This window comes from Xenorhabdus sp. PR6a (genome assembly GCF_028599065.1).
GTDB classification, from domain to species: Bacteria; Pseudomonadota; Gammaproteobacteria; order Enterobacterales; family Enterobacteriaceae; genus Xenorhabdus; species Xenorhabdus doucetiae.
This window is the reverse complement of record NZ_JAQRFJ010000076.1, coordinates 1-13,143: the sequence shown is the minus strand read 5'-3', so window position 1 is coordinate 13,143 and position 13,143 is coordinate 1. Positions and strand designations below refer to the sequence as shown.

The 13,143-nt window shown below is 45.7% G+C and carries 7 protein-coding genes, 3 tRNA genes and 1 pseudogene; 5 read left to right on the top strand and 6 right to left on the bottom strand.

What is annotated here, in order from left to right:
• The 5 genes from PSI15_RS15670 to rsgA all read right to left on the bottom strand — a co-directional run.
• Positions 1-761 (bottom strand): aminotransferase-like domain-containing protein (locus PSI15_RS15670; protein WP_273584335.1); only part of this gene is annotated, 761 nt, incomplete at its 3' end.
• Complete coding sequence (locus PSI15_RS15665) at positions 758-1,963, bottom strand: MFS transporter (RefSeq protein ID WP_273584334.1); 1,206 nt, start codon at positions 1,961-1,963, stop codon at positions 758-760. The genes PSI15_RS15665 and PSI15_RS15670, both read right to left, overlap by 4 nt.
• 12 nt (positions 1,964-1,975) lie before the next feature.
• Positions 1,976-5,320 (bottom strand): miniconductance mechanosensitive channel MscM, encoded by a 3,345-nt coding sequence (mscM, locus tag PSI15_RS15660; RefSeq protein ID WP_273584333.1) that lies wholly within the window; start codon positions 5,318-5,320, stop codon positions 1,976-1,978.
• A 39-nt stretch (positions 5,321-5,359) separates the two neighbouring features.
• Positions 5,360-6,262, bottom strand: a complete 903-nt coding sequence (gene asd / locus PSI15_RS15655) for an archaetidylserine decarboxylase (RefSeq protein ID WP_273584336.1) — start codon at positions 6,260-6,262, stop codon at positions 5,360-5,362.
• Positions 6,263-6,359: 97 nt separating this feature from the next.
• Positions 6,360-7,418 carry a small ribosomal subunit biogenesis GTPase RsgA gene (gene rsgA, locus PSI15_RS15650; protein ID WP_273584332.1) on the bottom strand — a complete coding sequence of 353 codons (1,059 nt, stop codon included), beginning with the start codon at positions 7,416-7,418 and terminating at the stop codon, positions 6,360-6,362.
• A 113-nt stretch (positions 7,419-7,531) separates the two neighbouring features.
• Between rsgA and orn the strand changes: the two genes are divergently transcribed.
• From orn to PSI15_RS15635, 3 genes are all read left to right on the top strand, one after another.
• Entirely contained in the window at positions 7,532-8,077 is a 546-nt protein-coding gene (gene orn / locus PSI15_RS15645) for an oligoribonuclease (RefSeq protein WP_273584331.1), read from the top strand.
• Positions 8,078-8,276: 199 nt separating this feature from the next.
• A tRNA-Gly gene (locus PSI15_RS15640) sits at positions 8,277-8,352 on the top strand.
• Between the two features lie 54 nt (positions 8,353-8,406).
• A tRNA-Gly gene (locus PSI15_RS15635) sits at positions 8,407-8,482 on the top strand.
• A 101-nt stretch (positions 8,483-8,583) separates the two neighbouring features.
• On the opposite strand, the gene PSI15_RS15630 is transcribed toward PSI15_RS15635, so the two are convergent.
• Positions 8,584-11,952 (bottom strand): indolepyruvate ferredoxin oxidoreductase family protein, encoded by a 3,369-nt coding sequence (locus PSI15_RS15630; protein WP_273584330.1) that lies wholly within the window; start codon positions 11,950-11,952, stop codon positions 8,584-8,586.
• Between the two features lie 386 nt (positions 11,953-12,338).
• Between PSI15_RS15630 and PSI15_RS15625 the strand changes: the two genes are divergently transcribed.
• Positions 12,339-12,414: transfer RNA gene (locus PSI15_RS15625), tRNA-Gly, on the top strand.
• A 94-nt stretch (positions 12,415-12,508) separates the two neighbouring features.
• Positions 12,509-12,822 (top strand): annotated as a pseudogene (locus tag PSI15_RS15620) (ISAs1 family transposase); the annotation flags it as partial.
• Between the last annotated feature and the right edge of the window lie 321 nt (positions 12,823-13,143).

The window sequence follows — 13,143 nt, the reverse complement described above, 5'->3', positions numbered from 1 at the left end:
AGTGCGAAACGTGCATTCGGTGCGAGCGTTTTACCTATGGCGATATTGATTCCATTTTGATCAACGGGTACGGGAACGATCTCGGCGCCCATTTGGGTCAGTAAATGATAACCGGGCGGAAAACAGGGATCTTCAAGCCAGATTTGATCTTGCGGTTTTAGAACAGCCTGGCCGATAAGACTGAGCGCCCCGCGATACCCCGCAGTGATAAAAACTTGTTGTGGGGTGCAATTTATTCCCCGTGATAATTGCAGATAAGCGGCAATGGCTTCCCGCAATGGCGGATAACCCGCAGATTGCGGATAAGACATATGCCGGCTTTGCAAGCGGATATGTTTAGCTGTCAGTGTATTCCATAACTTACGGGGAAAAAGATCCAGCGCAGGTAATCCCAGTTGATAAGTCAGTGGTTGCGTTAATGCAGCCGAATCGAATAACGATAAATCTGTTTTATCCGAAACAGGAAATATTTGTGTTGCAGGCGGTGAAGGTGTGTCAGCAAGCCGTGGGGAAACCACCGTACCGGCTTGCCCTCTGGCTTCCAGATAGCCTTCTTCAAGTAATCGTGTATAGGCGGATTCAACCGTACTACGTGAAACGTGTAATTCACTGGATAATGTACGAATAGAAGGTATCCGTTGCCCTGGTTTTAATATTCCTTGGCTGATGGCTTGCATAAGGCGTTGGTATATCTGGCGATAGAGGGGTAAAGGACTATTATGCTGTAATGGTTTATTCGCCGGAAAAATAGCAGTTTTCATTGACGTTCCTTACGCACCAGCCAATAACTCACCAATCCCCCCAATACCACGGCCGCCATGATCAATGGCGTTTGTTCGGCAAGGCGGGATTCCAGCAAGGCACCAAAACAGAGATATCCTACAGGCACAGAGAGGAACCGTGTAGAAGAGAATAACGTCATGATCCTGCCAAACAAATTTTCTGGTACTTGACGTTGAATTAGCGTGATTTCAACGGGAGCAGAAAAACCAATGCACATGCCAATCGCGAAAAGCTGGAGGAACAAGGCATATTGTCCGTTAAATAGGCTCAGAGATATCAGGCATAACGTCAATAAGCTGTAGCCGACAATGATAATACGGTTACCAGAAAAATATTTGCCATAGATACCATAGAGTAACGCCGAGAGCGTTGTTCCTGCGCCAAAGCAGGTCATTGAAACACCGAGGCTTAAAACGGAATTAAATTCTTGTTTATTCACATAGGGTAAATAAACGATCAAAAACGGCGAGATAACAAAATTCACGACTGAACTGATAATTAGTACAGCGAAAAGTGTTTTTGCAGATTTAATGTATCTGAATGCTTCGAGGAAATAATGGTGTGGTAGGGCGGGCGCTTGAGTGACTTCATTAACATTGGCCACAAAATGTTTTTTTAGAATCATTATTCCCAGTGCTACAACTAAAAAACTCACTGCGTCGAAATAGAGAGCATTGATCGTGCCAAGTGTGGCAATAAGCAGTGAGCCAACGGCTGGGCCAATCAGATCGCAAATATTTTCAATCGTACTGTTAATCCCATTGATCAACTCATGTTCACTTTTATTCTGTTTAATCTCTTTCGCCAAAATAATATCTTTTGCCAGGCGTCCAGGGGAATCCAAGATAGTGGAAAATATCAGTAAAACCGCCAACAAATAAAAGTGCAGGATATCCATCGAATAAAACAGCGGGATCAGCAACACGCTGAGGAAATTCACTAAATCAGATAACAGGGAAATACGGTATGCCCCGTATTTATCCACCAACTGAGCGCTAAAGAAAATGGAAAAGAGTAAGGGAAGGATTTTGGCGGACATCACGCCAGCAACCAAAAGTGGGCTGCCTGATATTTCCAGAATCAACCAGGGAATAGCAATTTCAGTGATGGCGTTTCCCAAAATAGAAACGCCATTGAATGCCAGTAACCCGCTAACCTGAAAAGGGATTCGTTTGGTCATGTTGGTATCAGGTTACAGTTCTCCCGGCCTGCGTGGGGGATTACGCCCCGTATAATTAGTGGTTGCACTGCGGATCTCTTGCCCGAAAATATCAACACGCGCCTGGAATGGCGGGAATGGCAAGGTGATATCGTGCTTGCGGAATTCCTGCAAAATGTGTTGATGGACTTCATGACGGGCAGGCATACGATGCCCCATCTCTGCGGCGTAGGCACGCAGTTCATAAACCTGAATGCCTTGTTGCAAATCTACCAGATAGGTTTCCGGCATCGGATTATCAAGAATTAAGGGGGAGCGTTTAGCGGCAGACATTAATATATCGGTCGCATTTGCTGAATCAACATTAGCCGGCACTGGGATGGTCAGGACGATACGGGTGATGGTATCAGACAGTGACCAGTTGATGAATTGCTCTGTAATAAAGGCCTTGTTGGGAACGATAATCTCTTTTCTGTCCCAGTCAGACAGGGTTGTAGCCCGCGTATTGATCTTTGTGATGTTGCCAGTCAGACCACGGATCGTCACGGTATCACCAATGCGGATCGGTTTTTCAAATAAGATGATCAGACCCGAAATAATATTGGTGAAAATTTCCTGTAAGCCAAAACCAAGCCCCACTCCCATTGCGGCAATCAGCCATTGTAATTTCGACCACTCAATCCCTACCAGAGAGAACCCCACCAGGCCGCCAATGAGCGTAATGCTGTATTTGGTCAATGCCGTAATGGCGTAACCGGTTCCTGGTGTCAGCTCCAGATGCTGTAACAGGGCAAGCTCCAGCAGAGCTGGTAAATTACGCACCAGTTGCGTAGTAATTACAATCACTAAGATGGCAATTAACACAGATCCCATGGTAATGGACTGAACACTATCAACACCGTTGATGGTTGTGCTAACGCTCCAGAGCCGGATATTTTCCAGAAAAGAGAAGGCGGAATGCAGTTCAGACCACAACAGGATCAGTGAAACAAGTGCCGTCATGGTCAGGATTGAACGCACTAACCCTAACGACTGGGCACTGATAGCATCCAGATCGATGACAGGTTCTTCAACCTCGATTGAACCCTCTACACTGCTATTCATATTGGCAGAATCTTCTTCACTTTTGGCACGCTGGGCTAATATTTCCGCCCGTCGTTGTTTTGCCCGCTCAAACGCAATTTTGCGGCGCTGGATCAGCATCCATCGGCGCACAATGTGGTAAATGACCAGTAAGAAGAACCAGATAGCGACCGAAGTTTCCAGACGACCCAATAACGCCTGTGAGGTTTGCAGATACCCCAGGATCGCAGCAAGTGCTGCCAGGATGGGGGCAGAGAGCAGTATCCACCACAGCACAGAACTGACGATATTTTCGCCGGAACCATGTTTGTCCATATAGAGTGGAATGCCGGCGCGTTTCAGGCTGCTGGTGACCAAACTCAGCGAGATACACAGCATGATGAAACACAGTCTGCCGAGGGTTGAGATAAAGCCCTGATCTTTATAATGATTGAAAGTGATCAATGCCATCATCAGAGGCACGATCAGGAAAATGGAGAGACGGTAGAAACGCATCGCTCGCTTTATACGTTCTTCCGGCCAGCGAAAATGGGCGATAAATAAACCATTGGGATGGGCAAATGCGGCACTGAGCATAAAGACCCACAGAACAGGCGTTGTTTCACGTACACCGTTGCCTATTGCGGTCGCCATCGGATATTGCCACGCATTTTGCAGCCCATAACCAATGGCTGACCAGAGCATTGGCAGCGGTAATGCCGCGATGACAGACCAAAAAACGGTACGCATCGTCAAAGAGAAGTGATCTTGTGTCACTTTACCGATGCGATTACTCGAACGCTCAAGGAAAGCGTGGTACTGGCGGTGTGAGCTAATACTAAAAATAACCAGTAGCAACGTACCCAGTAAATAAAGCAGGGTATCTTGCTTGGTCAACATGTTGTGGATTGCAGCACCCAATTGAGAAAACGTATCCAGAGATAGCAGACGCGTCAAATTTTGCACCAGCTGTAGCGGATAATTGAGTGATATAGGATTGACATCCGCAACCCAGAACAGATAGCGGTGAGTCGCATCCTGAACTTCTTTCAGGGCATCATTTAATTTGTGGGTGATGACCTTAAATTGTGTCTGTTCCAGTATCTCATTGTCATATCCTGATAACAGAGAATTTAATAGCTCTTTCTTTGTGCGGATAAGGGATTCGTAGACTTTCTTCTGTTCTGGCGTCAGGGTGTGATATGAAGGTAATACCTGCTCGAGAGGCCGCTGCAAGCGTTCCAGTATTTCCTCATATTTCAGCCTTTCGACCCGCAATTCGACAATATCCCTGTCAATTTGCTGAGATTTTGACATATCAGGAATATGGGTGACCCTGGTTCTCAAGGCTTCGCCGAGGGCGGTGGAATCGTTTAGCCATTGTGCTTGTTCGCGGATCGTATTCAGTGTTTGAAGAACAGACAGGATCTCGCTGTTGGCCTTGCGCTGTTTTGACCCAATGGCTTCCATTCTCTGGGCTTGCTGATTGAGCATTTGCGACAATTGGCGGTTTTGCTGGAGTTCATCCTGCAAAAAATGCGGCAATTTTCCGCCACTTTGTTCGGCCAGCATTTCCGTATACTCCAGTGCAGATTCCGTTTTCTGCTGGCGTTGAGTATTCAACTGGCTGCGCAATTGCTGGAGTTTAACATCCAGTCGTTGATAGCGTTTTTTGTATAAATCGGCGCGGATACGCGTAATCTCTTGACGATTATTGGCAGAAAGTTGAGCTATCTCCAATTCATCGGCCACAGCCTTACGAGCGTTGACTTCTGCCTGCGCCAGTGTCAATTGCGCTTTGTCCAGCGGCGTGGACGGTGAGTCCAGCGACTGGCGTCGAGCCGTCGCTTCAGCCAGCAGGCGCTTTGCCTCAGCTTGTTGTTGAGGCAATTGCCCCATGGAATCACTGATTTCCCGGAGCTTATTTTGTTCGTGTTGTAATTGGCGCCCCTGCTCCTGCCATTCGTTATTGGTCTGGATAAGTTGCTGTTCTAAATTGCTGATAGTCTGATTGGCCGGAATGGGCGTGACAACATTGTTTTCAGCAAGGATTTTCTGGCGTAGTTCTTTGATGATTCTAGGAAATTCATCAATGGCTTGTTGATACTGCTGGGTACGCTCATTAGCCGATTTTGTCTCGCTAACCCAATTTATTGCCCCTTGAAGTGCGTGTGCGATTTCAGAATCTTGTGAGCTTTTACTGCCTCCAACCTGCTTTAACTCTTGTTTCAGTTGATTTTCATCCAATGGCAACACAGAGGCAAAAGCCGGACTCATGATCAAGAGGCTGAGAAGTAAACTGATAATCAGGCGCACAATAAGGGGCTCCTTGGTTCTAATTCGCTGACGGTATCTTTAATTCATGGATTCACTGGTATTGACTGTGGGCTCTTCTGATGTGATAGCTTGTGCCATCATGGCGCCCATATGGGTCAGTGAACCACTGTATAAGTTGTTGGTAAAATCAATCTGATTGGCAGCAAACAGGTTGATCACGGTTGAACCCAGCTTGAATCGACCCATTTCCTCTCCTTTTTTAAGTGAGATAACCCCTTCCTGACCTTCTGTCGGGTAAGTCCAGCGCTTGATAATACCTTCACGCGGAGGAGTGACACAGCCACTCCAAACGGTTTCAATACTGCCAACAATGGTAGCACCAACCAGAATTTGTACCATTGGGCCAAATGGGGTCTCAAATAAACAGATGACGCGTTCATTACGTGCAAATAAGTTTGGCACATTGGCGGCTGTCAATGGGTTAACTGAAAACAGATCACCCGGGACGTAGATCATCTCCTTAAGCACGCCATCACACGGCATATGGACACGATGATAATCCTTTGGCGATAAGTAAGTCGTGATAAATTGACCATCACGGAACTGTTCAGCCAGTTGATGCTGCCCTGCCAGCAGTGCTTCTATCGTATAATAGTGGCCTTTGGCTTGAATAATCTGATCTTCACGGATCGCGCCAAGCTGGCTTACCGTGCCGTCTGCCGGCAGAGCCAACTGATGGGCTTCATTGACGATAGGGCGAATGTCATCTTTAAGCGGACGGACAAAAAATTCATTGAATGTTGCATAAGCGGTGAATGAAGGATCTTTGGCTTCATTCATGTCCACTTTATAGGCTTTGGCGAAAGCCTTAATGGCAAGCTGCGTCAGCCAGCCCGCCTTTTTATTGGCAAACCAACCAGCCAATTTTGTAATGCATTGTTTTGGCAGTAAATATTGTAGACTGATTTTAAAATTATCCAGCACGTCAACCTCTTGGATCTTTTCTTGGCAAATTGGACAAAAGTCGACTATTGTACCTGCCATTATTTTGAATGTCAGGATATCGTTAATTATTGCCTTATTTTTGACCGCTTGTGAAATTTCGGCGCGGTTTAACCTGTGCCATACTTTCCAGAATCCGGTGGTAATTTTCGAAACGTTCTTCAGCAATGGCGCCTTGTTCCAACGCTTTCCTTAAGGCACATCCGGGATCGTCTTGATGTTTGCAGTCACGGAATTTGCATCCCCCCAGATAGTTGCGGAATTCGACAAAACCCTGGGTAACCTGTTCTGGCGTGAGATGCCACAGCCCAAATTCACGGACACCCGGCGAGTCGATCACATCTCCCCCCAGCGGGAAATGGTAAAGGCGTGAAGCGGTGGTGGTATGCTGACCAAGACCTGAATTATCTGAGACATTGTTGACCAGAATATCTTCTTTATTGTCAGGCAGCAGGGTATTGAGCAGGCTGGATTTCCCGACACCGGATTGCCCGGCAAAGATACTGATTTTGTCAGCCAGCAGCGTCGTCAGTTCAGGAATGCCTTCACCGGTATAGCTGGAAACTTCCAGCACGCGATAGCCGATATGACGGTAAATATCCATCACCTCATTGATCCATTTACGGCTTTCGGCATCCAACATATCAATTTTATTGAGCACGATTAAAGGTGCGATATTGAGCGTTTCGCAGGCGACTAAATAGCGATCGATAATATTCAGCGACAGTTCGGGCAAGATAGCGGAAACAATCACGATTTGATTGATATTTGATGCAATTGGCTTGATGCCATCATAGTAGTCAGGACGAGTAAGAACGGAAGCGCGTTCATGAACTGCTTCCACGATACCATTAATTTTGACATCAGACTGGCGTTGCAGAGCAGGGCGCCATACCACGCGATCACCCGTGACCAATGAGCGTATTGTCCTGCGGATATTGCAGCGCTGTACAGAAGAATCTGCGGCTTCAATATCGGCATGTTGCCCGAATCGGCTGATCACCAATCCTTCCTGTGGCTCACCAAACTGGCTGTCATCCATTTCTGGTTTTTGGGCATCAGCGTTATTCAGCCTGCGCTGATGATTGGCCTGCACACGGCGTTGTTGCCCTTTGGAGAGTTTACTTTTAGCCACCGAACCTCACTTATTTTTTCATCTATCTTGCTGATCATCGCTGTGAGTGATCAAAAACGTTATGATACATCACAGATACAGACTACCTCTTTTGAAGGAAACTAGGATATATCATGTCAAAAAGTGAGAACAATCTTATCTGGATAGATTTAGAGATGACGGGGTTAGATCCCGAGCGTGATCGCATAATTGAAATTGCGACTATTGTCACCGATTCGGAATTGAATATCCTTGCAGAGGGGCCTGTAATTGCGGTTCATCAGTCGGATGAACAATTGGCGTTGATGGATGATTGGAATGTCCGCACGCATACCGCCAGTGGATTGGTGGAACGTGTAAAGCAGAGCCAGCTGAGTGATGAGCAAGCTGAAAACGCCACCATTGCTTTTCTGGAACAATGGGTGCCGGCAGGAAAATCCCCAATTTGTGGCAATAGTGTGGGGCAGGATCGTCGTTTCCTATTCCGTTATATGCCTGAGTTAGAAAAATACTTTCACTATCGTTACTTGGATGTCAGTACGCTCAAGGAGTTGGCTCGTCGTTGGAAGCCTGAGATGTTATCAGGATTCAGCAAGAAAAATAGCCATCAGGCATTGGATGATATTCGGGAATCCATTGCTGAATTGGTCTATTACCGTGAGCATTTTATCCAAAAATAAAATGCGGTATTGAGCACAAAAATGAACGCAAATTAATCGCTGAGTTGATGGTTAAGCTGGTAATTTGTTTGTTTAATCATCAATCAGAAAGAAAACCCGATTTTTTGCTTTTTAGGGACTTGCCAGAGGAAGAATTTCTCGTATAATGCGCTCCCCGTACCGATGAAGAATTTCAAAAGTACAGCACGCCAAAATTTACGCGGGAATAGCTCAGTTGGTAGAGCACAACCTTGCCAAGGTTGGGGTCGCGAGTTCGAGTCTCGTTTCCCGCTCCAAATTAAAGATTATGTCGGTGTGAAGCGCCCGTTTGACGGCAGCGCATAATAGATGCGGGAATAGCTCAGTTGGTAGAGCACAACCTTGCCAAGGTTGGGGTCGCGAGTTCGAGTCTCGTTTCCCGCTCCAAATTCAGGACGGCAGATTTTATAGAAATTTGCAAGTCATAGAAAAAAGAGCCTTTAGGCTCTTTTTTCGTTATTAACACACAGATTATCAGTCGCCTGTTTTTATAACGCTTTCAGCAACTCTTCTTTACTGACCAACATACGTTGTATCGCTTTTTGCTTCACATGACCAAAACCTCGTACCTGATTGGGAAGTTCCGCGAGTTGCTGACAGATTGCCAAATTGTTGCGATCCATTTTTTCGATCAAAAAATCAATTAACCGCTCATATTCAAGCAGCAAATTTCTTTCCTGCTTACGCTCTTCCTGATAACCAAAAATATCGAAAGCAGTACCACGTAGTGGCTTACATGTAGCAAGGAAGTGGAATACAGGAATGATCCACGAGCCGTATTCCTTTTTTCCTCGCTGGCCTGTGCGGGGATCTTTGCGATTGAAGAAGGGAAGACTAAGATGAAAACGAATGGTATCGGTATTATCAAATTGTGATCGGAGCTTATCGAAAAAACCGGTTTTGACGTAGAGTCGGGCAACTTCGTATTCATCTTTATACGCCATCAGTTTGAATAAATTTTCAGCTATAGATTGGGTAATTTCTTCTGCATTGATCTGTTGAGCGGCCATTTGAACTTGGGCAATGCGGCTGAAATAACGCATCGCATATTTTTCATTTTGATAGTCAACCAGACATTGATAGCGATGCATAATGAGATCATCCAGGTTTTTTATCTTTTCTGGTGGAGTGATATTGAGGTGTTTTTGCAGAATATCGGGTTGTATCGCCGCAATGCGGCCTGTCCAGAAAGCCCGCCGTGCATTATCTGCTGAAGCGCCCAGTTCTTGAATGGCAGTATTGATGGAAGATAATGTGATTGGGAGTTTGCCGAGTTGCCAGGCATAACCTATTAATATGATATTTGTTTGGTTCCTATCGCCGACAAGATGCGCTGCCATCATTTCTGCATCAATGGAAAGTAATGTCTGCGTGTGTTGATTTAGGGTATCTGACATTTTTGGGTGATCTAAATCCAGCATAGGGGAGCGAAGCATCATGCCGATTTGTGTTTCGTGGGTGTTCAGTATGCATTTTGTTGATCCCCTCGACATCACTTCCAGTGAGTTTTGCCCTGTTGCCGCCACTAAATCCGCGGCGATAACCAGATTAGCACGGCCACGATCAATCCTGACTTGATGCAGATTATCCTTGTTATGGCATAACCGAATATGGGTTATTGCCTCCCCACCTTTTTGGGCAAAACCGGTAAAATTGAGCAGATTGACGAAGCAATTATCTAATTGTGCGGCATTTGAGAGTAAATGCCCTGCGGTGACGATACCCGTACCGCCAATACCGACTAACAGGATTTCATAAGGTGTTTCGGCAGAAGCCAGTGTTGGCTGTGGTAACTGACGGATAATTTTATCTAACTCATCATGTGGGATGAGTTTGCTGAGATCTGCGCGTGGGTTGGCATTTTCGACAGTGATAAAACTGGGGCAAAATCCTTTCAGGCAGGATAGATCTGAGTTGCAAACATGTTGGTCTATCTTTCGTTTGGTGCCTAAAGGCGTTTTGTCCGGAATAACGGCAAGGCAATTTGACTGTATTTGACAGTCACCACATCCCTCACAAACCCATTCATTGATAACGGCGCGGCGCGTTACTTTTGGCACCAAGCCACGTTTTCTTTTACGACGCAACTCTGTGGCACAGGTTTGATCGTAGATAAGCACCGTGACACCAGCGATATCTCGAAGGTGTTTTTGGACATCTTCCAGATAGTCTCGCTCATAGAATTTCACGTTGGCAGGAAGGTTATTTTTACCTTTGTACTTACTAAGGTCATCCGTCACGACAACCACTTCTTTCGCACCTTCTGCCAGCATCAAAGAAACCACTTGCGATAGGGTGATATTTCCATCCAGAGGCTGCCCGCCCGTCATCGCCACAGCATCATTGAACAGCAATTTGTAAGTAATATGGCTCCCTGCGGCGACTGATTGGCGAATGGCTAAGTGACCAGAATGAAAATAGGTGCCATCCCCCAGATTTTGAAAGACGTGGGAACGGTTCACAAATGGGGAATGCCCGATCCAGTCGGTACCTTCTCCCCCCATGGGTAAAATACCATTCCCGGTATTGCGATCCATCCACGAGGCCATGACATGACATCCAATACCCGGTTGGGCTTGGCTGCCGTCTGGTAAGCGAGTTGAAGTGCTGTGAGGACATCCTGCGCAGAAATAAGGGGTGCGTTTAGGCAAAGTGGCATTGTGTTGAATGGGCGCGGTTGACCATTCTGGTGGCACGGAGAGAGAGAGATTGAATTGTTGTAACCATCCCGCAAGTGGGGAGGCAACCCGAGAAGGGCGTAGCTCAACATCAGTAGGTAATAATTTCTGTCCAAGAGGGTTATGCTTACCTATCAGGTTGATACTTTTTTGTAATTGAACTAATCGGTGCGCCAGCAGCATTTCAACGATAGCGGCTTTTTCTTCAATGACAAAAATATGACTGACCTGGGTAGCGAGTTCACTGAGAAGTGGTGATAAAGGATAAACCAAACGGACATGGAGAAAGGCGACCCCTTGTTGAGCCAGTTCAGAAGGTGTTAATCCCCCGACACGCAGGGCTTCCATAACATCCTTATGGGCTTTGCCAACAGTGACTAATAAAGCGTGTGGATGTTCACAAGGGCTGAGTAGGTAATCAATGGGATTAAGTTTAGCGAAGTCTTCGACAGCTTTCAGTTTATAGGCCAGACGCTTTTCAATTTGCGGGCCGGGGAGATCAGGCCAGCGCCAATGCAGCCCATCGGGGCCAGGATCAACTTGTGGAATTTGATAATCAGGGAGTGGCTGGCTTTCTCTGATGGCACCGCTTTCTACCACTTCGCTGATTGCCTTGAAACCGAACCATGCACCGCTCACACGTGATGCCGCCCAACCCCATAAACCGACACTCATATAGTCGGCAACTGATGCAGGATGCAAGATGGGCATACTCCAAGCCATCATGCTGAGATCAGATTGATGGGACATGGAAGAAGAAACACAGCCATGATCGTCTCCGGCGATAACCAGCACTCCACCGTGTGGAGAGGAACCGTAGGCATTACCGTGTTTGAGCGCATCACCGGAACGATCGACGCCTGGCCCTTTGCCGTACCACATACCAAAAACGCCACTAACGTGTCTGTCCGGATCTGTTTCGACTTTTTGCGTTCCTATCAGCACATCGGCGGCGAGATCTTCATTGATGGCAGGCTGAAAGCGGATATTGGCTTGGATAAGTTGTTTGCTGTGTTGCCATAATGTTTGATCTAGACGAGCTAAAGGAGAACCCCGGTAACCTGAAACGAACCCCGCTGTGTTGAGATTATGGATTTTATCCAACTCAGCTTGAGCGAGTAGAAGATCAACCAGTGCTTCAGTGCCCGTGACGAATTTAGATTGATAATATCGAGCCATATCTTTGACCCTCTCTCAGGAAAATAATCATCTAAGTAACGACGAAAATTGCTGTTAATCTATTGCGACAAAAGACGTAAGACAAGCATAAAGATCATTAGATGTTGGTTAATTGTTTATTTTATGTTAACTCCATGGTGTTTGGTATTCCAGTCATAATTGTCGAGATGATGATATGGATGTTTTGTGTCAAACTTAGGTGGGTGTATTTTGAGCGTTTAATGTAGGAGGGAAAGTAAAGATCTTGCCATCTTATCTGAAGACGTTCATAATAGCGCCCGTTCCTGATATACAGATTTCAATAATGATTCGGTAACTCATAGGGTTAACCGAGATTAAAAATCAATTTCAGGTATCTCAAACTAACAATATTCGCTTTCAATGACGCGGGAATAGCTCAGTTGGTAGAGCACAACCTTGCCAAGGTTGGGGTCGCGAGTTCGAGTCTCGTTTCCCGCTCCAAATTCTTCTCTCTTTTTTTCATAAAAAATCTTTATAATTCCAACAATCGCTTATTTTTGTGTCTCTTGGACTCGCATAACAAGTGCAACTTGGACTATTACAACACATCGTGCTCGAATTCTTGCTGGAAGCGTTACTGAATTGGGTCAATGAACAACGTAGACACACAGGCAAACCCCTCATCGCCTTTGGCGGTAGATTGTGCGGCAACTGCCGGATATTCTGGAACTTAAAGGCAGCATTGTGACGCTTGATGCGCTGCATTGCCAGCGTGAAACGCTGGAAAACATCAGTGAAAAGAAAGCCCATCTGGTTGTTCAGGTGAAGAAAAATCAACCCAAATTATGGGAAGATGTTCAATCGCAATTTCAGGCAGTATTTGATGCCAGTAAAGAAAAAATTGTCATGTAAATCAAGCAAATTATTCTTTTTGAGTTTAATAAATATACAATATAGATGCTAAAATCTATCAATAAAATCGTATTGAATGTGTAAAGTTATCAACATTCATACAATGTTTGATTTTTGTACAAGGTGAAGTCGCACCCTGATCGGGCAAGAGTCTTCTTTGGGTGATAAGTCATAAAAGTATGCTCGCGCCCTGCTGCCTGTACGGGTCGTATCATGCATCAATTCAAGGAATGGTTCTTGTGTTTAAGTCATGAATTTTCATATCCGTTAGCATTATGGGATTTTAAGTATAAATCAAGCATCTTTAATGACGATAGG

Coding starts and splice junctions, on each gene's coding strand:
- PSI15_RS15665 (WP_273584334.1), bottom strand. CDS start 1,963: ATGACCAAACGAATCCCTTTTCAGGTTAGCGGGTTACTGGCATTCAAT.
- orn (WP_273584331.1), top strand. CDS start 7,532: ATGTCAAAAAGTGAGAACAATCTTATCTGGATAGATTTAGAGATGACG.
- PSI15_RS15630 (WP_273584330.1), bottom strand. CDS start 11,952: ATGGCTCGATATTATCAATCTAAATTCGTCACGGGCACTGAAGCACTG.